Raw genomic sequence first — 23,624 nt, 5'->3', positions numbered from 1 at the left:
TCAACCTCGCCCGCGTCCAAAGAAGAAGGAGGCTACAAACAACACCAGGAAGACAATGAACAGGATCTTGGCGATACCTGTAGCAGCGCCCGCGATACCACCGAAGCCCAGTACGGCGGCGACAATGGCGATGATGAGGAAAGTGATAGCCCAACTCAGCATGGTAGTTCTCCTTTCTTTTTGCGGAATCGATCCGGCCGTCAGGTCAAAAAACCCAGCGTTCCTGAGGAACAACTTTTTCCACAGTGGCCGGTGAGGCAATGGCCTGGCCAGCTGGCTGCCAGTCAGCGGCCTTGACCAAGGTGTTGGCACGAGTTGCCTGAATCTGCGTCAACAGGGCAGTTTGAGCTGCCACCTGCTCAGCCAGACGCGCCGTCTGCAAGCTGTAATAGAAGAGGCCAGCGGCCAAGGTCAGCAGCATCGCCATGCCGAGGGTCAGCACCTGGCGCAAAGGCAGTGCGGCGCTCTGCGAGCGGGCGACGGGTTGGCGATTCATGCTGGCTCCTCCTGCTGTAATTTTTGTTCAAACCTGAACAGGTAATTGCAGCCTGCATGCCAGCCTTTTGATTTTGATAAAATCTTTATAAATCAACAAGTTATGCAATTAACAGTTACACCACGAGGACGTATCCTGCACGATGACGCCTGTGGGGTCGTGCGAATTGCACGATCAGCCTTCGACCTTGGTGGCCACCTTCAGCAGGTCAGCATCCACGCCACGTACGCCGATGATCTGCCGGGCGATCTCAACAGCGATGGTTTTCTGCTCCGCGCTAACCACCTCGCCCGAGAGCCGCACCATGCCTGCTTCGCTGACCACCCTCAGGTTCAGGCCATCAAGGTTGCGACTGAAGCGATAGCTGCTCTGGACCTTGTCGACGATCCAGCTGTCGCTTGGTTGCGGCCCGGTTGGTGCGCCCACTGGTGTTTCCCGCGCCTTGGCCATGGCGGCGGTATCGAGGCTGACCAGGTTGTTGACCAGATACACGCCGTCGGTGGTTCGCGCTATCACACCCGCCAGCTCCTTGGCTTCGGCACTGTCGACCTTGCCACGCAACGTCACCACACCCTCACTGCTTTGTACTTCTATTGGTGCCTTTTCGGTGGTACGGCTCCACAACAGCCGTGCACGCACCACAGCAGACAGGGTCACGTCTTCCAGGCGCTGAGCGTAGGCACGCAGCTCCAGCGGACGCTCCACCAGTTGGGTATTGAGCTGTAGCAGGTTCTCCACCTGTTCGATGCCCCGGGTAGCACGGGCCACATCCTCGGCCAACTGCCGCTCGACCTCGTTCTCCACCTCACCGGAAAGCCGCGCCTGCTTGCCGTTCACTTCAACCTTGATACGAAACGGGTCGAGCATCCGGTTCAGTGACAAAGCGGTCTGCAGGGCGCCTTCCAGGCGCGCGTCCTGCACAGGGTCGGCGAATGCTGGGGTAAATATTGGCAACAGGGTGACGGCCAAAACGGCTGTACGCAGGGAAAAGGGCATGACAGTGCCTCCTTCGTGGGCAAAATCTGAAAATCATCGCAACCAATGTGCCAGCGTGTGCCTCTAAGCAAATCATTGAAGAATCGCGGCTCGTGGGCATCGTTTGGCCATTGGCTAGCATGCAAAGGACAGAATCCTTCAGAATTGACCATGCAACTTGCCCGATTTTTCCCACACTAAATAAAGATCTATCCTAAGGAGCACAGGAAATGGAATCAGCCCAGGACAACCAAGGCCGCATTCTGCTGGTGGATGACGAGTCCGCAATCCTGCGCACCTTCCGCTACTGCCTGGAAGACGAGGGCTACAGCGTGGCCACGGCCAACAGTGCCGCCCAGGCAGAGAGCCTGCTGCAACGCCAGGTGTTCGACCTGTGCTTCCTCGATTTGCGCCTGGGTGAAGACAACGGCCTCGACGTGCTGGCGCAAATGCGTATCCAGGCCCCGTGGATGCGGGTGGTGATCGTCACTGCGCACTCGGCGATCGACACCGCAGTAGACGCCATCCAGGCCGGCGCTGCCGACTACCTTGTCAAACCGTGCAGCCCCGACCAGTTACGCCTGGCCACCGCCAAGCAACTGGAGGTGCGCCAGCTTTCTGCGCGCCTGGAAGCTCTGGAAGGTGAAGTACGCAAACCCAAGGACGGCCTCGATTCCCATAGCCCGGCCATGATGGCGGTGCTTGAAACTGCCCGCCAAGTCGCCATCACCGACGCCAACATCCTCATCCTTGGCGAATCGGGTACCGGCAAGGGCGAGCTGGCACGGGCCATCCATGGCTGGAGCAAACGTGCACGCAAAGCCTGTGTGACCATCAACTGCCCATCGCTTAACGCCGAGTTGATGGAAAGCGAGCTATTCGGCCATACCCGCGGCGCCTTCACCGGCGCCAGCGAAAGCACCCTGGGGCGGGTCAGCCAGGCTGACGGGGGCACGCTATTCCTCGACGAGATCGGCGATTTCCCGCTGACCTTGCAACCCAAACTGCTGCGTTTCATCCAGGACAAGGAATACGAACGCGTCGGTGACCCGGTTACCCGACGTGCCGATGTGCGTATCCTGGCTGCCACCAACCTCAACCTTGAAGAGATGGTGCGCGAAAGCCGCTTCCGCGAAGACCTGCTGTATCGCTTGAACGTGATTACCCTGCACCTGCCCCCCCTGCGCGAGCGCAGTGAAGACATCCTCATCCTGGCCGACCGCTTCCTCGCCCGTTTCGTCAAGGAATACTCCCGCCCCGCTCGTGGTTTCAGTGATGAGGCGCGCGCCGCCCTGCTCAATTACCGCTGGCCCGGCAACATTCGCGAACTGCGCAACGTAGTAGAACGGGCCAGCATCATCTGCCCGCAGGAGCGCGTGGAACTCAGCCACCTGGGCATGGGTGAACAACCCGCCGGCAATGCCCCACGCGTAGGTGCCGCGCTTAGCCTGGATGAGCTGGAACGTGCCCATATCGGTGCCGTACTGGCCGCCAGCGATACCCTCGATCAAGCCGCCAAGACCTTGGGCATCGATGCTTCTACCCTGTACCGCAAGCGCAAGCAGTACAACCTATGAAATGGCCGCCCATGAAGCTGCGCACGCGGCTTTTCCTTAGCATCTCGGCGCTCATCACTGTGGCGTTGCTAGGGCTGCTGCTGGGCCTGGTCAGCATGCTGCAGATGGCTACAGTGCAACAGCAGCTGGTGCGCGATACCACCCATGCCCTGGAAGTGGGGCTGAAGTTGCGCCAGAACCTGGGCGAACAGCTGATGCTCATTCTCGATGAGAACACCGCCCCGGAAAGCCTGCGGCTGCTGCAGGACAATTTCCAGGACCTGCTCAACCAAGGGCTGGAGCAAGGCGGTGAGCGCACCGGTTTCAGCAAAGCCAGCAGCAATTACCAGTCCTTCCTCCAGACCTATCGCGACAGCGCCACACCCGCTCGTAGCATGGGTGTCGATCAGCCGCTTGGAGCTGCGTTCAATCAGGTGCGCACCGACCTGATCGATTCCCACAAGCAAGCATTGGACCTGATTACCCGCAGCGAGGAACGCACCCGTGACCGCGCCTTGCTGGTCAGTGGTGTACTCGGCCTGATGGGGCTGGTGGTATTGGTACTGGGCTTTATCACCGCGCACAACATCGCCCGGCGTTTCGGCCAACCGATCGAAGCCTTGGCCAAGGCAGCCGACCAATTGGGCAAGGGCAATTTCGACGTTACCTTGCCGGTCACCCAGGCCGCCGAGCTTAACCAGCTGACCCGCCGTTTTGGTCTGATGGCCGATGCCTTGCGCAAGCACCAGGCCACCAACGTTGACGAACTGTTGGCCGGCCAGCAGCGTTTACAAGCCGTGCTCGACAGCATCGACGACGGCCTGCTGATCATCGACCGCCAGGGCCGCCTCGAGCACCTCAACCCGGTGGCACAGCGTCAGCTGGGCTGGAACGACAGCCGCGTGGGCAGCAGCCTGGTCGAAGCCTTGCAGCGACCCGAGCTTGAGCAACAACTGCGCCAGGTTCTGCGCGGGGGCAGCCTCGACCGCCCACCGGACGACCTGAACATGGAGGTCGATGAAGAATCACGCCTGCTCACCTACAGCCTGACCCCCGTCAGCCACCCGCAGGGGCCAATCCTCGGCGCGGTGATGGTACTGCACGATGTGACCGAGCAAAGGGCCTTCGAGCGGGTGCGCAGCGAATTCGTGCTGCGCGCCTCCCACGAACTGCGCACCCCGGTGACCGGCATGCACATGGCCTTCGGCCTGCTGCGCGAGCGGGTCAAGTTCCCGCCCGAGGCCCGCGAGTACGACCTGCTGGAAACCATCGGCGAAGAAATGCAGCGCCTGACCCAACTGATCAATGACCTGCTCAACTTCTCCCGTTATCAAAGCGGGTTGCAAAAGCTCGAGCTGGCCCCCTGTGCCATCGACGAACTGCTGGAGCAGGCGCAATTGCGCTTTGCCGAACAGGCTGCGAACAAGCAGATCGAACTGATCAAGGAACTGGACCCGCCGCTACCGCGTATCCAGGCCGACGTCGCCCAACTGGACCGCGTGCTGGACAACCTGCTGCACAACGCCATCCGCCACACTGCCAACGGCGGGCGCATACGCCTGCATGCCCGACGCCATGCAGAACGGGTGATCATCAGCGTCGAGGACAACGGCGAGGGCATTTCCTATGGGCAGCAAGGGCGCATCTTCGAGCCCTTCGTGCAGGTAGGTCGCAAGAAAGGCGGCGCTGGGCTGGGCCTGGCGCTGTGCAAGGAGATTGTGCAGTTGCACGGAGGGCGCATGGGCGTGTTTTCCCGGCCAGGGCAGGGGACCCAATTCTACATGGCGTTGCCGGTCTGACTGCTTTACCGCACCTACACCCGCCGCGGCAGGTGTCCGCGAGTCACCAACTCGGCAAACTGCCGGGCGTTCAGCGGCCGGGCAAACAGCCAGCCCTGGCCATAATTGACCCCCTCGCTGTTCAGCAGCACGGCCTGGTCCTCGAACTCGATACCTTCGGCAATTACCCGCAGGTGCAAGTCATGGGCCATGCGGATGATATGCGGGGCCACGCCACTACTGGCGGCATCGTGGCCCAGAGCGTCGATGAATGCCTTGTCGATCTTCAGGCAGTCCACTGGAAGGGTTTGCAGGTAGGCCAGGCTGCAATAACCGGTACCAAAATCGTCGATCAGCACCTGGTGCCCCACGGCGCGTAGCGCCTGCAGGTTGTCACGGGCGACCACCACGTCAATCAGGCCGCGCTCGGTCACCTCGAAGGCAATCTGGCTGGGCGCCACTCGATGCAAGGCCAACAAGCGCGCCGCCACCCGGCCAATACGGGGCACCATCACATCGCAGGCCGCCAGGTTTATCGAGATGTATAGCTTGGGGTGCGAACGCAGTAGCTGCCCTAGCTGTTCAAGCACACGCTGCAGGACAAAGTCGGTGATCTGGCGGATCTGCCCGGTATTTTCCGCCAGCGGGATGAACAGGTCCGGGCTGGTCAGGGTGCCGTCCGGGCGGCGCCAGCGAACCAAGGCCTCAGCGCCCACACAGCGCCGGCTGTCGAGCTCGATGATTGGCTGGTAGAGCACCTGCAGCTCTCCACGACGCAAGGCATTCTGCAACTCTGAGCTCATCGACCGCCGTTGCAGAATCAACTGGAGTACCAACCAACCGATGCAGCAGGCCGCCAGCACGCTGCCGGGGAACAGCAACCAGAGCATGCCGTTCATCCTCAGCGGCAGACTGGCCCTCGGGGCAATCAGCACCAACTGGTAATCCGGCGACTTGGTCGGCATTCGGTAGATAAGCCGGTCACTGAGTTCCAGCAACGACTTTTGGCTGGTCGACCAGGCCGAGGGCGGCGGCCATACCTGTGGCGGGCCGAGCACCGGAATGGCCCGGGCACCGTTGTCCAGCACCACGACCAGGCTGCCGCCCGGGGGCAGGTCCACCACATCGGTCAAATGCCCACGGGAGGTGGAAACCAGAAACTTGCCCCGACCCAGCATCAGTGCTGCCAGGTTCTCGTTCGGCTCGGTGGTGGTGTTAAGCCAGTAGCTGTAAGTCGGCCCCTGGATATCCGGCGCCCGCAAGGGAACGAACGCTCGCTCATCACCGCGGTTGGAGCAGGCAACATCACCATCCACATAAGCAGCTTCATAGATGAACCGCGAGTTCAGGCCAACCTGTTGCAAGGCTGCCAGCATTGCCGGGCTGCAGCCACGCAGGGGTTGGGCCTGCAGCAGATCGACCCCTTCGCGTAACTGGCCAAACACCTGTTCGAGCCGCTCCAGAAAACGCTCGCCCTGAGCATTCATTTGTTCGCTTTCGCTTTGTTTCATTTGTTGCAGGGCAATGCCGATGCTGGCAGAGAGCAACACCGCGGCGCTGGCCAGCGCTGCCAAAGTGGCCAGCATCCAGGGACGGTAAAAAATTTGGCGCAGCAAGGCGATGAAGGCTGACATCAATGGCATCCAGTTGATAACCAAGGTATAGCAACTGAATCAAGAATCACCTTCACCGTTTGGCGCTTCGCTGCAATCCTCCTACGCTCTTTTTAGAGGCAGCCTCGTGGCCGTGATGAGACCATTAACGTTGGTACGACTGCGTCGACCAAACCCGACTCTTCGCAGCGCAAGGCCGCTGCAACAACTACCCCGCCCGCCGTGTCTCAACGCATGCGGTTAAGTACCTGCAGCATCGCTGCTGTCTGCGCATCCGGCATGCCGTCGAAACGCTGCGGGCGGAAGCGCATCTGGAACGCGGCGATTACATGGCGTGTGGCTACATCCAGCACACCGGTCTGATCGATCTGATAGCCAAACCGTGCCAGCTCCTGCTGGTACCAGCCAACGCTTGGCGGGTTGACGCTGAAGTAGGCCTGCTGCCGTGCCACGGCGTTGGCATCCGGCCAGACACCCAGCCCGGCATCGGCCAAGCGCTTCCACGGAAACAAGGGTCCCGGGTCCAGCTTGCGCAACGGGGCGATGTCACTGTGGCCGATGATATGGCGTGGTTCGATGTTGTTGCGTTTGACAATGTCCTTGAGCAGCGCGATCAACGACTGGATCTGCGCCTCGCTGTAAGGGTGCCAGACCCGGCCGTTCGGGGTGTCGGTGAAGCCCGGATTGACGATCTCGATACCAATGGACGAGGAGTTCAGCCAGGTGCGCCCCTGCCACTGGCTATCACCGGCATGCCAGGCACGACGGTTTTCATCCACCAGTTGATACACCTTGGCCGGACCATCGCCGATCAGGTAATGGCTGCTGACCTCACCATGGGTAAGCAGCGCCAGGGAGCGCTCCAGCGAAGCATTGGTGTAATGCAGGACAATGAACTGGATGCGGTTGTCCTGATTGACCGAAGGGTGGCTGCGGTCGATGCGCAGGCCTGTCGAGCAACCGGCGACAGACAACAGCAAAAAGGAAATCAGGGTTTTCTTAAGCGTGGAAAGCACGTCAGTGGCCTCAGCGTACGAGTGCTACAGTATAACGTGCTCGCCTGCGCTGTGCCTGCCGAGGCGACGGCGGCTGGCTAGCCCTGCTCAACGCGATTTCGCCCCTGCTCCTTTGCCCGGTACAGCGCTGCATCGGCTCGTTTGAGCACCTGGTCGCTGCGCTCGCCAGAGTGGAATGCGCCCAAGCCGATGGAGGTGGTGATCACCACCCGCTCACCCTTGAAGTGGAATGGGCAGGCTTCGACTGTGGCGCGCAACACCTCGGCCATTTGCGCGGCGACTGCCGGCGTGGTCTGCGGCAGCAGCAAGACGAATTCCTCGCCGCCAAACCGGGCGATAAAATCACGGGCCCGAAGACGCTTGCGCAACTGGTCGGCAACGATCTTGAGGACCTTGTCCCCAGCCAGATGCCCATAGTTGTCGTTAATGCGCTTGAAATGGTCCAGGTCAAGAATCGCCATCGCCAGATGGCCACCGTTTTCCTTCCATTCGAGCATTTCGCGTTCGACTCGCTCGCTCCAGGCCGCACGGTTGGGCAGGCCGGTGAGCGGGTCCAGCAGAGCTTTCTGGCGCTGCTCCTCCAGGTGCTCGCGATAACCAAGTGCTTCATGCTCCATGCTCGCCACCCGCTCCGACAAGCCTTGCAGTCGATCGGCCAGTTCCTGCTCGCGGCGATCACGCTCGTGCTTGTGCTCGTCCATGGTCACCAGCAAGCCTTCCAGGCGGTTTTCCAGAATGTGCTTGAGGCTGTCTACATCGGCGGCACCTTGCACGCTGCTCTGCAGGCCGTCGACGTGTTCACGCAGTTGACTATCCAGTTCGCGGGCAGCGGTGCTGTTGTCAGCATGGCCGGCGCTGGCCTCGTGCAGATGACTCTGGAAACCTTCCAGGCGTTCATTGAGCTGCTGCAGGTAAGTTTCGAATTCGTGCTGGCCGCTGTCGGTGATCGCCAACATGAGTACTGCCAAGTCATCCAGCACCGGAATCAGCTCATACCAGTTCAATCCGCGGGCAACCCGCTCGCGCATTTCCAGCGCCTGAGCCTTGTGTCGCTCGGGCAGACTGAGGTCATCGAGCAGACCGATCAGGGTCTGCTCAATGTGCGCGGCAACCTGGCTGTAAGGCGGCTCCACTGCGTAGGGCAGTGCATAGGGACCGTCTTCACCAAGGATTTCTTCAAGGGCTTGTAATGGTTCTGCGTCAGCCAACGGCTCGCTGACGGCAACTGCAACCTCTGGCAGTGGCACTTTATGCTGTGGCAACGGGACTGGCGGCATTTCCGCCGTTTCGATCAGAGCCGGGCCAAGCGCCTCCATCTCAAGCTCGGGCGCTTCGGCCACCTCGACAGTCGGAGCAGCAGGGGCCGCCAGCGGTTGTAGCGCATCGACGTCATCGGGCTGCGAGGGCTCGGTACTGCCGGCTGCCAAGGGCACAACCTCTTCAACTGGCAACGCCACCGGCGCAAGCTCTGGTCCTGCCTGTACATCTTCCTCGCGGCTTCCAAACAACCGCTGCAGAAAACCCGGTCGGGCTTCTTCACCCGTCTTGCCAAGGGCCGACAGCGCGCGCCCCTGCAGGCCACTCAACTCGCCCAACAGTGGCGGCAGCTCGCGTGACTGGGCAACCCCACCGTCGAGCTTCTTCGCCAGTTTTTTCAATGACCGCGAGATATCACTGGGTAGCGGGAGGCCTTGCAGTTGGCCAACCAGTGCGGTCAGCGCATCGCTGACCTGGTTCATGCGGGCTTCGCGACGCTGTTCGGAATCCAGTACCGCTTTCTCAAGGCGCGGAATCAAGCCGGCGAGGCCGGCGTCCATGTTGCTGCTGCGAATGACGTCGCGCATTTCCTTCATGCACTCGTCTACCACCTTGTCACTGCCTTCAGCAGCCAGGGTGCTGCGCACCAGACCTCGACGCAGCAGGTCAAGGCGGGCGTCCCAACGACGCTCGAGCTTTTCTTGCTGCTCGATGCTTTTAAGGTATTTTTCTTTCCAGCGCTCAGCGTCTTCAGTCATGCCCGGGTCCGCAAACGGTGATGGCAATTAGCTCAAAACCGGCAGCGTATCCACAGTCAATGCATCAGGCAATCGAATCTCGACTGCAACGGGAAGGTGGTCCGAAATTGGCTGCGCCAGCACCTCGACACGTTCCAGTGTGAGGCTTGAGCTGAGCAGAATATGATCAAGGCAACGCTGCGGTCGCCAGCTGGGGAAAGTGGCCTCGACTTGCGGGGCGACCAGGCCCAGGTCGCGCAGCGGCGAGTGCTCGAGCAGGTCAGTGGCGTGGGTGTTCATGTCGCCCATCAGCACCTGGTGACGGTAACCGCCAATCAGCTCGCGGATATACCCCAGCTGCAGGGCGCGGGTCTTGGCCCCCAATGCCAGGTGCATCATCACCACTATCAACGCATCGTCACCTTCGCCAAACCGGACCAGGATCGCACCACGCCCGGCCGGGCCAGGCAACGGATGGTCTTCGAGCAGTTGAGGCTTCAGGCGGCTGAGCACACCGTTGCTATGCTGGGCAAAACGCCCAAGGTTGCGGTTGAGCTGCTGGTACCAATAGGGGAAGGCCCCCAAGTGGGCCAGGTGTTCGACCTGGTTGACGTAACCCGAGCGCAGGCTGCCACCATCGGCTTCCTGCAGGGCCACCAGGTCGAAGTCGCCCAGCAGCCTGCCGATTTTCTGCAGGTTGCCGGCACGCCCGTTATGCGGCAGCAGGTGCTGCCAGCTACGCGTCAGGTAATGCCGGTAGCGCTCGGTGCTTATGCCCACCTGGATGTTGAAACTGAGCAACCGCAGGCGGCCATCCTCGGGCAGGCCCGGGGCCTGCAGGTGATGCTCGTTGACCTGCGGCTCGTGCAGGCCAATGCCACGCGTAGCTCTGAAGCGGGGCATGGATGGCGCCGCCTACTTGGCGGCGCGCTCCTTGTCGATCAGCTGGTCGGCGACATTCAGCACGCCTTCCGGTCCGCCGGCAGTACCCAGGTCGAAGCGGTACTTGCCGTTGACGACCATACTCGGTACGCCGGTGATTTCATACTTCTTCGCCAGTTCCTTGGCCTGTTTGACCTGGCCTTTGATGGCGAACGAGTCGAAGGTAGCGAGGAACTTGTCCTTGTCAACGCCTTGAGTGGCGAGGAAGTCGGCCATGTCGTTCTTGTCGGTCAGGCGCTTGTGCTGGTTCTGAATGGCATCGAACACCGCCGCGTGCACCTTGTGCTCGACGCCCATGGCTTCGAGGGTCAGGAACATCTGGCCGTGCGCATCCCACGGGCCACCGAACATGGCAGGTACGCGCTTGAAGTTGACGTCCTTGGGCAGCTTTTCAGCCCAAGGGTTGATGGTCGGCTCGAAGTGGTAGCAGTGTGGGCAGCCGTACCAGAACAGCTCGACGACTTCGATCTTGCCAGGTACGGAAACCGGAACAGGGTTGCTCAGCTCGATGTATTCCTTGCCAGCAACAGGCTCGGCGGCCTGAACGGCAGTCATACCGAATACGCTGGCGGCGACCAGCGCAGCGCTGAGAATCAGTTTACGCATGCTTTACTCCTGAGCAGTCATGAGTCGCCACGACGCGACCTGCACTGAGACAGGCCGGGAAGGGCTCGAGTTCTGTAGTGTAACGGCTGCGGACGGAAAAAAGGGCAGCCCGGCCGCCCTTTCATCATTGGCCTACAACATTAACCGAAAGTTAATGCAGGCCCTGGATGTAGCTGGCCAACGCTTCGATATCATGGTTGCTCAGCTTGCCAGCGATAGTGCGCATGGTCATGGCATCGCCATCGTTGGTGCGGTTGCCTTCGCGGAAGTCAGTGAGCTGCTTGGCCACGTACTGCGAGTGCTGCCCGCCCAGGTGCGGGAAGCCAGCCAGGGCGATGCCCGCGCCGTTAGGCGAGTGGCAGCCAGTGCACGCTGGCATGCCCTTTTCCAGGTCGCCGCCGTTGAACAGCGCACGGCCGCGCTCGACCAGCTTGGGATCGGCGGCACCCACGCTGCCTTTCTGGCTGGAGAAGTAGGCAGCGATATCGGCCAGATCCTGGTCGCTGAATGCGGCCAGCATGCCGGTCATTTCCAGCACGGTACGCTTGCCCGATTTGATATCGTGCAGTTGTTTTTCGAGATAGCGCTGGCCTTGGCCGGCCAGTTTAGGGAAGTTCGGTGCCAGGCTGTTGCCGTCGGGATTGTGGCAGGCGCCACAGACGGCGGTCTTGGCCTGGCCAGCGGCGGCATCGCCTTTGATAGGTTGCGCAGCAGTGGCCGCACCAGCGACACCCAAGGTCAACAGCAGACTCACGACTAGTTTGTTCATCAGCTAATCCAACACGGCTAAGGGTGAAATGTTATGTATCGGGACTGCCGCTCATCCAAAGGATGACCAAACGGTAGTCCTCGGCACTGCAGTCCATGCACAATCCACGCGGCGGCATAGCCTTGAAACCCTGGGTCACGTGCTTCACCAGTACATCCATGCCTTGCGCCAGCCTTGGCTCCCATGCTGCCCGGTCACCCCGTCTGGGTGCCTGTGGCAACTGCCCGGTGTGACAGGCCGCACACGTGCGGTTGTACAACACCTCGGGATCCTGTGTAGCCTGTGCGCTGAAAAACGGCAGGAACATACCGACAGCAAGCAGCCATTTCGCCATGCGGAACGACCTTCAGGGTTGGGGGCCGCGCTGCGTTCTGTTGCGCGAGCTATTGTTCGACACCCCATGCCCGTTCTCCTTCGCTGGGAGAATGAGCACACAAAAACTGGGGCATTATATACTTCCGCCATCCAAACGGAAACGACACCGCTTGCCAGGCTTGGCTCTACAAAGTCAGGCAACACCCACATCGGATATCCCATGCAAGTCAAGAACCCCATCCTCGGCCTCTGCCAGAAAGCCAAATTCGCCCTCAGCGCAGCCAAGGTCGAACAATGCCCGGACGACCAGGGTTACGAGGTGGCTTTTGCCGGCCGTTCCAACGCCGGCAAATCCAGCGCCCTCAATACCCTGACTCATGCCAGCCTGGCGCGTACCTCGAAAACTCCCGGGCGCACCCAGCTGTTGAATTTCTTCAGTCTGGACGATGAACGGCGTTTGGTCGACCTGCCAGGCTATGGTTATGCAAAAGTTCCGATTCCGCTCAAGCAGCACTGGCAGAAACACTTGGAAGCCTACCTGGGCAGCCGTGAGTGCCTGCGTGGCGTGATCCTGATGATGGACGTGCGTCACCCGATGACCGACTTCGACAAAATGATGCTCGACTGGGCCAAGGCCAGCAGCATGCCGATGCACATCCTGCTGACCAAGGCCGACAAGCTGACCCACGGCGCGGGCAAGAACACACTACTGAAAGTGCAGTCGGAAATCCGCAAGGGTTGGGGCGATGGCGTGACCATCCAGCTGTTCTCGGCACCCAAGCGTCTGGGTGTGGAGGATGCCTACCGGGTGCTGGCCGACTGGATGGAACTGGAAGACAAGCCGGTCGTTTAATGCTTTGCACTTGAACCGTAGGAGCGGGTTTACCCGCTCCTACGGGGCTCAGTACAAGCCAAACGGCAAATTCCGGGCAAAAAAAACCCCGGACTTCGTATGGGGAGGGGGAAGTTCGGGGTCCAAGTCCGGACCGCTAGGGCGGGGTCCAGATATCTGCCAACACTTAACACAACATAGGAGCATCGAAGGGCTTCACCAGCCATTCAGTTACTCTGAGTTCCGCTTCACCGGTTTAGTTCCGAAGCCCATAAAACTATTTGCGATAGTTTCATGAAACTTAAGCATCCACGGCACTGAGCGGTGCCTGGATCTGCGTCACTACGTCGCAGATCCTACACAGTTTTACCTGCTCAATCAGTGAGCTTCGTCCCAATTCGCACCAACTCCCGCCTCGACCAGCAGCGGCACATCCAGCTGCGCGGCCTGGCTCATGTGGTGGCGAATTTCATCTTTCACCTGCTGCACCAGGTCCTCGCGTACCTCGAGCACCAGTTCGTCGTGCACTTGCAGGATCACCCGGGCATCCAGCCCGCTCTCGCTCAACCAGTTGTCTACTTTGACCATTGCCCGTTTGATGATGTCGGCAGCAGTCCCCTGCATCGGCGCGTTGATCGCCGTGCGCTCGGCGCCCTTGCGCAGGGCAGGGTTCTTGGCATTGATGTCTGGCAGGTACAGCCGGCGGCCAAACAGGGTTTCGACAAAGCCTTGCTCGGCCGCCTGAGCGCGGGTGCGCTCCATATAGGCCAGCACGCCCGGGTAGCGGGTAAAATAGCGATCGATGTAGTCCTGTGACTGCTTGCGATCGACGCCGATTTGCTTGGCCAGGCCAAAGGCGCTCATGCCGTAGATCAGGCCGAAGTTGATGGCCTTGGCGCTGCGGCGCTGGTCGGTGGTGACATCTTCCAGGGCCACTCCGAACACTTCGGCTGCCGTAGCGCGGTGCACGTCCAGGTCGTTGCGGAAGGCATGCAGCAAGCCTTCGTCCTTGGCCAGGTGGGCCATGATGCGCAGCTCGATCTGTGAATAGTCCGCCGCCAGAAGCTTGTAACCCGGGCTGGCGACGAACGCCTGGCGGATACGCCGGCCTTCTGCGGTGCGGATCGGGATGTTCTGCAGGTTTGGGTCGCTCGACGACAACCGGCCGGTGGCCGCCACGGCCTGCTGGTAGGAGGTGTGGATACGCCCGGTGCGCGGGTTGATCTGCCCCGGTAACTTGTCGGTGTAGGTGCTCTTGAGCTTGCTCAGGCTGCGATACTGCATCAGCACCTCTGGCAGCGGGTAGCCTTGCTCGGCCAACTCGTCGAGTACTGCTTCGGCGGTAGATGGCTGGCCCTTGGCAGTCTTGCTCAGCACCGGCATGCCCAGCTTGTCGTAAAGGATCGCGCCCAGCTGCTTGGGCGAACCGAGGTTGAACGCCTCACCGGCGAGCTCGTAGGCACGCAGCTCAAGCTCAGCCATCTTCACGCCCAGCTCACCGCTCTGTACTTTCAACAGCTCGGCATCGACCAGAGCACCCTGGCGCTCGATCCTGGCCAGTACCGGCACCAGCGGCATCTCGATATCCATCAGCACTGGTTGCACGCTCGGCGTCTGTGCCAGGCGGGCCTGCAATACGTGGTGCAGGCGCAGGGTGATGTCGGCATCTTCGGCGGCGTAGGGGCCAGCTTTGTCCAGGTTGATCTGGTTGAAGGTGAGCTGTTTGGCACCCTTGCCGGCGATGTCCTCGAAGGCGATCGTGGTGTGGTCGAGGTACTTCTGCGCCAGGCTGTCCATGTCATGACGGGTGGCGGTGGAGTTCAGCACATACGACTCGAGCATGGTGTCGTAGGCCACGCCGCGCATCTCGATGGCGGGGGAGCCATTGGCGAGGATGTTGATGTCGTACTTGGCATTCTGCCCGACCTTGGCCTTGGCCGGGTCCTCCAGCAGTGGTTTCAGCGCCAGCAGCACGGCCTCGCGGTCCAGCTGAACCGGCGCGCCCTCGTAATCGTGGGCTAGCGGCACATAGGCCGCTTCATGCGGCTCGACAGCGAACGACAGGCCGACCAACTGCGCCTGCTGGGCGTCCAGGCCGGTGGTCTCGGTGTCGAAGGCGAACAGCGGTGCCTGGCGCAGCTTCTCCAGCCAGGCGTCGAAACGGGCCTGGTCGAGAATGGTTTCGTACCTAGGCTCGACCTTGGCCGCCGGCTCCGCAGCCGGGGCAACATCGTCACCGGCCTTGGCCGCATCACGCTGCACCTCGGCGACCCAGCTCTTGAACTCCATCTCGGTGTACAACGCCAACAGCGCCTCGCGGTCAGGTTCACCGCATACCAACGCCTCGACCTCGACGTCCAGCGGCACGTCAACCTTGATGGTGGCCAGCTCGTAGGACAGGAATGCCGCGTCGCGGTGCTCCTCCAGCTTGGCCGGCAAGGTCTTGGCGCCGCGAATGGCCAGCGCTGGCACCTTGTCCAGGTTGGCGTAAAGGTCGCTGAGACCACCGCCGATGCCGGTCAGCAGCCCCACCGCCGTTTTTTCACCCACGCCCGGCACGCCGGGGATGTTGTCGACCTTGTCACCCATCAGGGCCAGGAAGTCGATGATGTGTTCCGGGCCGACGCCGAATTTCTCGTGCACGCCAGCCACGTCCAGCACGCTTCCGGTCATGGTGTTGACCAAGGTAATGTGCCCATCCACCAGTTGCGCCATGTCCTTGTCACCGGTCGAGATGATCACCGGGCGACCCAGGGCGGCGCTGCTGCGCGCCAGGGTGCCGATCACGTCGTCAGCCTCGACACCCTCCACGCACAGCAGCGGGTAGCCCAGTGCCTTGACGCTGGCGTGCAGCGGCTCGATCTGTACCCGCAGGTCGTCCGGCATGCTGGGGCGGTTGGCCTTGTACTCGGCGAACATGGCATCGCGGAAGGTGCCGCCCTTGGCGTCGAACACCACGGCGAACAGGCTGTCGGGGTATTGCTTGCGCAAGCTCTTGAGCATGTTCAGCACACCCTTCACCGCACCGGTCGGCATGCCCTTGGACGTGGTCAGCGGCGGCAGCGCGTGGAAGGCGCGATAAAGGTAGGAGGAACCGTCCACCAGGACGAGGGGCGCTTGGCTCATGAGCAGAATCAACCTTTTCGACGGGTCCGGCGCTAGAATAGCCAGAATCATTGACGACAAAGGGACTAGGTTATCATGCGCACACTCAATCGCCTGTTACTGCTCGGCCTGTTGGCAACCACGCCTGTCGTCACCCTGGCGGCGGACGACGCCCCCTCGGCCGATCCCGAGGTGACCATTCGCACGGAAGGCGACAAAACCATCCAGGAATACCGGCAGAACGGCTTCCTGTATGCGATCAAGATCACGCCGAAAAACGGCAAGCCTTATTTTCTGGTACGCGCCGATGGCACTGATGCCAATTTCATTCGATCCGACCAGCCGGACATGCTGATTCCGTCCTGGAAGATCTTCGAGTGGTAAGCTGACGCGCACCGTTCACATCAACCCGGCACTTCCCGGCGGAAGTGCCCGTATGGGCAATTTTTCATCATGTCAGTCTTCACCCCCGTGACCCGGCCTGAGCTGGAAACCTTTCTGGCGCCGTACGAGCTGGGCCGTCTGCTCGACTTCCAGGGCATTGCCGCCGGTACCGAGAACAGCAATTTCTTCGTCAGCCTCGAACAGGGGGAGTTCGTCCTGACGCTGATCGAGCGTGGGCCCAGCGAGGACATGCCGTTCTTCATCGAGCTGCTCGACACCCTGCACGCTGCCGACATGCCGGTGCCCTATGCCATTCGTGACCGCGACGGCAATGGCCTGCGCGAGCTGTGCGGCAAGCCGGCATTGTTGCAGCCCAGGCTGTCGGGCAAGCACATCAAGGCCCCCAACAACCAGCACTGCGCCCAGGTCGGGGAGTTGCTGGCACACATTCACCTGGCCACCCGCGAGCACATCATCGAACGCCGCACCGACCGCGGTCTGGACTGGATGCTGGCTTCGGGTGCCGAGCTCCTGCCACGCCTGACTGCAGAGCAAGCCGCATTACTGCAGCCGGCGCTGGACGAAATCAGCGCACACAAGGCGCAGATTCTGGCCTTGCCGCGGGCTAACCTGCATGCCGATCTGTTCCGCGACAACGTGATGTTCGAAGGCACCCACCTGACCGGTGTGATCGACTTCTACAATGCCTGCTCCGGGCCGATGCTGTATGACATCGCCATCACCGTGAACGACTGGTGCCTGGATGAGCAGGGCGCGGTAGATGTACCACGCGCCCAGGCGCTGCTGGCAGCCTATGCGGCGCTACGGCCGTTCACTGCAGCCGAAGCCGAGCTGTGGCCGGAAATGTTGCGGGTAGGCTGCGTGCGTTTCTGGCTGTCGCGCCTGATTGCGGCCGAGTCGTTCGCCGGGATGGATGTGATGATCCACGATCCGAGCGAGTTCGAAGTGCGTCTGGCGCAGCGCCAGCAGGTGGCTTTGCACCTGCCGTTCGCCCTCTAGCCCTCTTCAGCTTCTTCGCGGGCACGCCCGCTCCCACAGGTACAACGATAAACTCAATGTTTGAGTTTATCCCTGTGGGAGCGGGCGTGCCCGCGAAGGGCCGGTATAGGCTTACAACTGCTCCAGGCAGCCTGCCAGGTCACCGCCCAGTTTCTCGAGCAAGCGCTCATACCCTTTGCCATCCACCGGATCGGTGCCGCCCAGGGCATCCAGCTCGGCCAGGCGCACCGGCAACCCGGCAGTCAGGGTCTCGGCCAATCGCGGCCGTATTGGCGGCTCGCTGAACACGCAGGTCTTCCCTACTTCCTGCAGGCGCTGGCGCATGGCCGCCACATGTTGCGCCCCAGGCTGCACCTCGGACGCTACGCTGAACACGCCCGCGTGCTTCAAGCCATATTCAGCCTCAAAATAATCGAAGGCTTCATGGAAGACGAAGTACGGCTTGCCGGCAATACCGGCCACGCGCGCCTTGATACGCCCGTCCAACGCATCCAGGCGTTCATCGAAGGCCTTCAGGTTGCTCTGATAGCGAGCCGCATTGGCCGGATCGACCTGGGCCAGATCAGCTGCCATTTTAGCTGCGATCACTCGCGCATTGACCGACGATAGCCACAAGTGTGCATCAAGACTGCCTGGGCGGTGGTCATGGTCGTGGTCGCTGTGGTCTTCTTCCTCATGGGAATGGCTGTCCTCGCCAAAGTGGCGCAACTTCATGCCAGGCAGCGCCTGCACAGCCACTGTGGCCTTGCTACGGCTTCCCAGCACACGCGGAAGGAAGTTCTCCATGTCCGGGCCGATCCAGTACAGCAGGTCGGCATCGCCTACCCGCCGCACGTCGGAGGGGCGCAGCGCATAGTGGTGGGGTGAAGCCCCGGGTGGCAGCAGCACTTCAGGGCTGCCAACACCATCCTGCACGGCAGCGGCAATCTGCTGCAGGGGCTTGATACTGGTGAGCACACGCACGTCGGCCTGCGCGGAAAATGCGATGAAAGCGACAAACAGAACCAGGAATCGGGACACGGTGAATACTCGAGTCGTCAGAAACAGGTAACATAATAACGTCTCTGTCCAGAACCGTCGCTGCCCATGTCCATCACACCGCTGGCCAACCGTCCTCACGACCACTCCCATTGCGTACACAGCGCACTGGCTGAAGCCGATGCCTTGTGCACCCGCCAGGGCCTGCGCCTGACCGCCCTGCGCCGCCGTGTGCTGGAGCTGGTGTGGCAGAGCCACAAGCCGCTGGGTGCCTACGACATCCTCGCGGTGCTCAGTGAGCAGGACGGCCGCCGCGCCGCGCCGCCCACGGTGTACCGCGCGCTGGACTTCCTGCTGGAAAACGGCCTGGTGCATCGCATCGCGTCGCTCAACGCCTTCATCGGCTGCAGCCACCCCGAGCACGTGCACCAAGGCCAGTTTCTGATCTGTCGGGCCTGCCATGTGGCCATCGAGCTTGAACAGAGCAGCATCAGCGAGGCCATCATCAACAGCGCCAAAGGCGTGGGTTTCACGGTCGAGACCCAGACCGTGGAAGTGGTCGGCCTGTGCGGTAGCTGCCGGAGCGCGGCATGAGCGAGGCCCTGATTCGCCTGGAGCAGGTCGGCGTCACCTTTGGCGGCGAGGCGGTGCTCGACAGCATCGACCTGTCGGTCGCCCCAGGCCAGATCGTCACCCTGATTGGCCCCAACGGGGCGGGCAAGACTACCTTGGTGCGCGCCGTACTTGGCCTGCTCAAGCCACATCGCGGCAAGGTATGGCGCAAGCCCAAGCTGCGCATTGGCTACATGCCCCAGAAGATTCAGGTTGATGCCACACTGCCGCTTTCGGTGCTGCGCTTCCTGCGCCTGGTGCCAGGTGTAGACCGCGCGGCAGCCTTGTCGGCGCTGCAGGAAGTGGGCGCCGAGCAAGTCATCGACAGCCCGATCCAGACTATTTCCGGCGGCGAAATGCAACGCGTGCTGCTGGCCCGCGCCTTGCTGCGCGAACCCCAGTTGCTGGTGCTCGACGAACCGGTACAAGGTGTAGACGTAGTCGGCCAGACCGAGCTTTACAACCTCATCACCCGCCTGCGCGACCGCCACGGCTGCGGCGTGCTGATGGTGTCCCACGACCTGCACCTGGTCATGAGCGCCACCGACCAGGTGGTGTGCCTGAACCGCCACGTATGCTGCTCGGGCCACCCCGAGCAAGTCAGCGGTGACCCAGCGTTCGTCGAACTGTTCGGCAAAACCGCACCGAGCCTGGCCATCTACCACCACCATCACGACCACAGCCACGACCTGCATGGCTCGGTGGTCGCCCCTGGCACCCATGTTCACGGAGAGCACTGCAAGCATGGCTGACTTTCTTCTCTACGCCTTGCTTGCCGGCTTGTCCCTGGCACTGGTTGCAGGCCCACTGGGCTCTTTCGTGGTATGGCGGCGCATGGCCTACTTTGGCGACACCCTGTCTCACGCCGCCCTGCTCGGTGTGGCCCTGGGTTTCGCCCTGGATGTCAGCCCGGCACTGGCGGTAACCGTGGGCTGCCTGTTGCTGGCGATTCTGCTGGTGACATTGCAGCAACGCCAGCCGTTGGCCTCCGACACCCTCCTGGGCATCCTGGCCCCCAGCACCTTGTCGCTGGGCCTGGTGGTGCTGAGCTTCATGCACGATGTGCGCATCGACCTGATGGCTTACCTGTTCGGCGATCTGCTGGCCATCAGCCCAACCGACCTGGCCTGGATCCTCGGCGGCAGTGCACTGGTCCTGCTGCTGCTCGCTGTGCTGTGGCGGCCGCTACTGGCAATTACCGTGCACGAAGAGCTGGCCATGGTCGAAGGCCTGCCCGTGGCCAGCCTACGCATGGCGCTGATGCTGCTGATTGCAGTGGTGATTGCAGTTGCCATGAAAATCGTTGGCGTGCTGCTGATCACCTCGCTGCTGATCATCCCTGCGGCTGCGGCACAGCGGCACGCCCGCTCACCAGAGCAAATGGCCCTGGGGGCCAGCCTGCTGGGCGTCACCGCGGTCTGCGGCGGCCTGGCCATGTCCTGGTTCAAGGACACCCCCGCCGGGCCGTCGATCGTGGTCTGCGCCGCGGTGCTATTCTTGCTGAGCCTGGCCCTGCCAAAACGCTGAGAGGCAGGGTGTGTGCAGGCACACCTTGCAACCTTTGGCCGGTAAAGGGTCTGTAAGGCCTATTTTCGAGCGTGCGCACCTGGGTGTAGACTTGCTCGCTTTTTGCGCAAATAGAGAGTCGCAGGAATGAAGCCGTTCGCCTCCCGTTATCTGCTTGTTGCCGCGTTTTCCCTGATCCTGGCTGCCTGTTCCAATGCGCCGGTCGACCAGGCCACCGCACCTGCCCAAGCAGATGCCTGGCAGCAGTTGCAACAGAACATCGCCAGCAATGAGCTGGCTACCGCCGAAGACCAGCTTGCAGCACTGCAGGCCCAGTCGCCGGATGATGCACGCCTGGAGCAATACCAGCGCCAACTGGCCGAAGCCTACTTGCAACGTAGCCAGATCGTCCTGCAAAAGGGCGATGTGAACGCGGCAGCTACCGCGCTGGCCCGCGCCCGTGCACTGATGCCGCAGGCGCCAGCGGTGACCGGCGGGGATGCTGTGACCCAGGCCCGCAAGGCCGAGCTGGAAAAGGCGGAAGCTGCGCTGAAAGCCGCCGAAGCCAAGCCCAAGGCACGCATCATCGACCCGACAGCGCCAAGTACCGTGGTGGCCTTGAAGACCACTGACAGCCGCGCGCTGCGCCGCCAACTGGACGACATTGCCGCCGATGTGGTGAGTTACCAGTGTGAAGTGGTATTTCAGGTACCGCGCACCGAGGATGCACCCTGGCTGAAGACCTTGCTGGAGAAGCGCGTGCGCAAGATTGACAGTGGGTTTGAGCTGAAGCAGAAGCATCAGATCCAGCGCTCGCTGCCGGCACAGGTGGTGCTGGTCCCACATCGGCAGTAAACGCTTCGCGGGTCAACCCGCTCCTATATCAGGAGGGGGTTGACCCGCGAAAAGGCCTTATCAGGCAGGAACCGCTTCAGCTGCCGCCTCCCGCTCCCACACCCGGTGGCCTTCAACCGCTTTGACAAAGGCATCCACTGCCTTCTGCTCATCCCCGAGCAGCAGCCCCTTATCCTCCTTGAGCCCCAATGCTTTCGCCAATTCCTTGGTCAGCACCAGCGCCTTCAGGTGCTTGTAGCCCTCCAGCAAGAAGTGCTTGGCCAATCCGCTAGCCGCCAGCGCATCCGTAGAGGCCTTGCCCGCAGGCACGACAATCCCATCGAACATGATCGAAGGCATCCCCTCCATCGACGCCGCTACCGGCAGTTGTTTGCCATCCGCCGCCTTCACCGGCGCCGAGGTCGGCCCCAGCAGCATCGGCCGGGCACTGTGCGCTTCCAGGGCCTTGACCAGTTTGTCGACGCTGGCAGCGTCCACGCCATCTGCCACCAGCACAGCAATCTTGCGCCCCTTGATACCCACCGAACCTGGGTGGTTCATCTGGCTCAACGCAGGCGATTGCGCCGGCTGGCTACCCTTTACCTGCACCGTACCCGCTTTCGGCGCGGGGAGGCCCAGGTTGGCCGCAACCGCCGCCGCCAGCTTCAAGTCGATGTTGGCGAGAATGTCATTCACTTCCCGGGCGCGGATATGTTCACGCTCGACTTTGCCCAATTCGAAACTGTAAGCCTTGATGATGTGCTGTTGCTCAGTCGGGCTCATGCTCTGGAAGAACAGCCGAGCCTGCGAGAAGTGATCGCCGAACGACTCACTGCGCTGGCGAATCTTGTGCGCATCGATACGCTCCTGATAGCTCTCAAAGCCGCCGTCTTGCGCCGCAGGCGGGGTTTCCTTCGGCCAGCCGCCGTCAATCGAGTTGGGTTCGTAGGACGCCCGCCCCTTGTGCACAACGTGCTGGTGCAGCGCATCACGCTGGTTGTTGTGGTTCGGCGATACCGGCCGGTTGATCGGGATCTGGTGGAAGTTCGGCCCACCCAGGCGGCTGATCTGGGTATCGGTGTACGAGAACAGTCGGCCCTGCAGCAGCGGGTCGTTGGTAAAGTCGATACCCGGCACGATATGGCCCGGGCAGAACGCTACCTGTTCGACCTCGGCAAAGAAATTGTCCGGGTTGCGGTTGAGCACCATCTTGCCCAGCGGCGTGACGGGTACCAGTTCCTCCGGGATGATCTTGGTCGGGTCCAACAGGTCGAAATCGAATTTGTGTTCGTCGGCCTCAGGCACAATCTGCACGCCCAGTTCCCATTCCGGGTAGTCACCGGTTTCGATGGCTTCCCATAGGTCACGGCGCTGGAAGTCGGTGTCCTTGCCCGCCAGTTTCTGGGCTTCGTCCCACAGCAGGGAATGCACGCCCTGGCGTGGTTTCCAATGAAACTTGACGAAGCTGGCCACGCCCTTGGCATTGATCAGGCGGAAAGTATGCACGCCGAAGCCTTCCATCATTCGAAGGCTGCGCGGGATGGCGCGGTCAGACATGGCCCACATGACCATATGAGCCGACTCCGGCACCAGCGATACAAAATCCCAGAAGGTGTCATGAGCTGAACCGCCGGTAGGTATCTCGTTATGTGGCTCCGGCTTCACCGCGTGGACAAAATCGGGGAACTTGATGGCATCCTGGATGAAAAACACCGGCATGTTGTTGCCGACCAAGTCGAAATTGCCTTCATCTGTATAGAACTTGACGGCAAAGCCCCGCACATCTCGCACCGTGTCGCCAGAACCGCGTGGGCCCTGAACCGTCGAGAAGCGGACAAAAACCGGGGTGATCTTTTCCGGATCTTGCAGGAAGCCGGCCTTGGTCAGCTCGGCGTGGTTGCCATAGCTCTGGAAGAACCCGTGTGCCCCGGTACCGCGGGCGTGCACGATGCGCTCGGGGATACGCTCATGGTCGAAGTGGGTGATTTTCTCGCGCATGATGAAGTCTTCAAGCAGCGACGGCCCGCGATCACCCGCCTTGAGGGAGTTCTGGTTGTCAGCAATGCGCACGCCTTGGTTGGTGCGCAGCGCATGCCCGGTCGCATCGCTGCGGTCGGCCTCCAGGCTCTGCAGCTTGGCATTGGTGTTGGCCCGGTCGGGGGTCTGGGTGCCGGCGGCCTCGCTGTGCTTGGGCGCATCCGTTTTCTTGCTGGGCATGATCGGCTCTCCTCATCAGTCTTAAGGCGTGCCCGTTCAGGGCTTGTGCAAGTAGTGACTGGAGGGCGTTGCCGAG

General features: G+C 61.6%; 22 protein-coding genes. 9 read left to right on the top strand and 13 right to left on the bottom strand.

The features are described from left to right. From GST84_00765 to GST84_00755, 3 genes are all read right to left on the bottom strand, one after another. Positions 1 to 162 (bottom strand): DUF1328 domain-containing protein, encoded by a 162-nt coding sequence (locus GST84_00765; protein XGB10972.1) that lies wholly within the window; start codon positions 160 to 162, stop codon positions 1 to 3. A 43-nt stretch (positions 163 to 205) separates the two neighbouring features. Further along, positions 206 to 496 carry a hypothetical protein gene (locus GST84_00760; protein ID XGB10971.1) on the bottom strand — a complete coding sequence of 97 codons (291 nt, stop codon included), beginning with the start codon at positions 494 to 496 and terminating at the stop codon, positions 206 to 208. Positions 497 to 670: 174 nt separating this feature from the next. Further along, positions 671 to 1,492, bottom strand: a complete 822-nt coding sequence (locus GST84_00755) for a BON domain-containing protein (GenBank protein XGB10970.1) — start codon at positions 1,490 to 1,492, stop codon at positions 671 to 673. A gap of 209 nt (positions 1,493 to 1,701) precedes the next feature. Between GST84_00755 and GST84_00750 the strand changes: the two genes are divergently transcribed. Beyond that, positions 1,702 to 3,048, top strand: coding sequence for a response regulator (locus tag GST84_00750; GenBank protein ID XGB10969.1), 1,347 nt, complete (start codon positions 1,702 to 1,704; stop codon positions 3,046 to 3,048). Further along, a complete protein-coding gene (locus tag GST84_00745) occupies positions 3,045 to 4,826 on the top strand; it encodes a PAS domain-containing protein (protein XGB10968.1) in 1,782 nt (593 codons plus the stop codon). Before GST84_00750 ends, GST84_00745 begins: the two co-directional genes overlap by 4 nt. Positions 4,827 to 4,840: 14 nt before the next feature. Here the strand turns inward: GST84_00745 and GST84_00740 are convergent, their stop codons facing one another. From GST84_00740 to GST84_00710, 7 genes are all read right to left on the bottom strand, one after another. Further along, positions 4,841 to 6,439: an EAL domain-containing protein gene (locus GST84_00740; protein XGB10967.1), complete on the bottom strand. Its 1,599-nt coding sequence runs from the start codon at positions 6,437 to 6,439 to the stop codon at positions 4,841 to 4,843. Positions 6,440 to 6,645: 206 nt separating this feature from the next. Further along, entirely contained in the window at positions 6,646 to 7,434 is a 789-nt protein-coding gene (locus GST84_00735) for an N-acetylmuramoyl-L-alanine amidase (protein ID XGB10966.1), read from the bottom strand. A 77-nt stretch (positions 7,435 to 7,511) separates the two neighbouring features. Next, a complete protein-coding gene (locus tag GST84_00730) occupies positions 7,512 to 9,449 on the bottom strand; it encodes a diguanylate cyclase (protein XGB10965.1) in 1,938 nt (645 codons plus the stop codon). Between the two features lie 27 nt (positions 9,450 to 9,476). Beyond that, entirely contained in the window at positions 9,477 to 10,331 is an 855-nt protein-coding gene (locus GST84_00725) for an EEP domain-containing protein (GenBank protein XGB10964.1), read from the bottom strand. 12 nt (positions 10,332 to 10,343) lie between these two features. Further along, entirely contained in the window at positions 10,344 to 10,976 is a 633-nt protein-coding gene (locus GST84_00720; protein ID XGB10963.1) for a thioredoxin domain-containing protein, read from the bottom strand. A gap of 151 nt (positions 10,977 to 11,127) precedes the next feature. Next, a complete protein-coding gene (locus tag GST84_00715; protein ID XGB10962.1) occupies positions 11,128 to 11,745 on the bottom strand; it encodes a c-type cytochrome in 618 nt (205 codons plus the stop codon). A gap of 31 nt (positions 11,746 to 11,776) precedes the next feature. Beyond that, positions 11,777 to 12,079 (bottom strand): cytochrome c5 family protein, encoded by a 303-nt coding sequence (locus GST84_00710; protein XGB10961.1) that lies wholly within the window; start codon positions 12,077 to 12,079, stop codon positions 11,777 to 11,779. A gap of 201 nt (positions 12,080 to 12,280) precedes the next feature. On the opposite strand from GST84_00710, the gene GST84_00705 reads away from it, so the two are divergent. Beyond that, entirely contained in the window at positions 12,281 to 12,913 is a 633-nt protein-coding gene (locus GST84_00705; GenBank protein XGB10960.1) for a YihA family ribosome biogenesis GTP-binding protein, read from the top strand. 357 nt (positions 12,914 to 13,270) lie between these two features. Here the strand turns inward: GST84_00705 and polA are convergent, their stop codons facing one another. Beyond that, positions 13,271 to 16,018, bottom strand: coding sequence for a DNA polymerase I (gene polA / locus GST84_00700; protein XGB10959.1), 2,748 nt, complete (start codon positions 16,016 to 16,018; stop codon positions 13,271 to 13,273). Positions 16,019 to 16,093: 75 nt separating this feature from the next. Between polA and GST84_00695 the strand changes: the two genes are divergently transcribed. Beyond that, a complete protein-coding gene (locus tag GST84_00695; GenBank protein ID XGB10958.1) occupies positions 16,094 to 16,381 on the top strand; it encodes a DUF2782 domain-containing protein in 288 nt (95 codons plus the stop codon). Positions 16,382 to 16,450: 69 nt separating this feature from the next. Beyond that, positions 16,451 to 17,401 (top strand): homoserine kinase, encoded by a 951-nt coding sequence (locus GST84_00690; protein ID XGB10957.1) that lies wholly within the window; start codon positions 16,451 to 16,453, stop codon positions 17,399 to 17,401. 111 nt (positions 17,402 to 17,512) lie between these two features. Here the strand turns inward: GST84_00690 and GST84_00685 are convergent, their stop codons facing one another. Further along, a complete protein-coding gene (locus GST84_00685; GenBank protein XGB10956.1) occupies positions 17,513 to 18,421 on the bottom strand; it encodes a zinc ABC transporter solute-binding protein in 909 nt (302 codons plus the stop codon). A 66-nt stretch (positions 18,422 to 18,487) separates the two neighbouring features. Here GST84_00685 and GST84_00680 point away from each other — a divergent pair, with 66 nt between their 5' ends. From GST84_00680 to GST84_00665, 4 genes are all read left to right on the top strand, one after another. Continuing rightward, positions 18,488 to 18,973 (top strand): transcriptional repressor, encoded by a 486-nt coding sequence (locus GST84_00680; protein XGB10955.1) that lies wholly within the window; start codon positions 18,488 to 18,490, stop codon positions 18,971 to 18,973. After that, positions 18,970 to 19,743: a zinc ABC transporter ATP-binding protein ZnuC gene (gene znuC, locus GST84_00675; GenBank protein XGB10954.1), complete on the top strand. Its 774-nt coding sequence runs from the start codon at positions 18,970 to 18,972 to the stop codon at positions 19,741 to 19,743. The genes GST84_00680 and znuC overlap by 4 nt, the downstream gene beginning before the upstream one ends. Continuing rightward, positions 19,736 to 20,518 (top strand): zinc ABC transporter permease subunit ZnuB, encoded by a 783-nt coding sequence (gene znuB / locus GST84_00670; GenBank protein ID XGB10953.1) that lies wholly within the window; start codon positions 19,736 to 19,738, stop codon positions 20,516 to 20,518. Before znuC ends, znuB begins: the two co-directional genes overlap by 8 nt. Before the next feature lie 126 nt (positions 20,519 to 20,644). Continuing rightward, complete coding sequence (locus GST84_00665; GenBank protein ID XGB10952.1) at positions 20,645 to 21,352, top strand: hypothetical protein; 708 nt, start codon at positions 20,645 to 20,647, stop codon at positions 21,350 to 21,352. 60 nt (positions 21,353 to 21,412) lie between these two features. On the opposite strand, the gene katE is transcribed toward GST84_00665, so the two are convergent. Continuing rightward, positions 21,413 to 23,548: a catalase HPII gene (gene katE / locus GST84_00660; GenBank protein ID XGB10951.1), complete on the bottom strand. Its 2,136-nt coding sequence runs from the start codon at positions 23,546 to 23,548 to the stop codon at positions 21,413 to 21,415. Positions 23,549 to 23,624 lie beyond the last annotated feature (76 nt).

Source organism: Pseudomonas putida (assembly GCA_041879295.1).
Classification (GTDB): Bacteria; Pseudomonadota; Gammaproteobacteria; order Pseudomonadales; family Pseudomonadaceae; genus Aquipseudomonas; species Aquipseudomonas putida_Y.
This window is presented reverse-complemented; position numbering and strand designations above follow the sequence as displayed.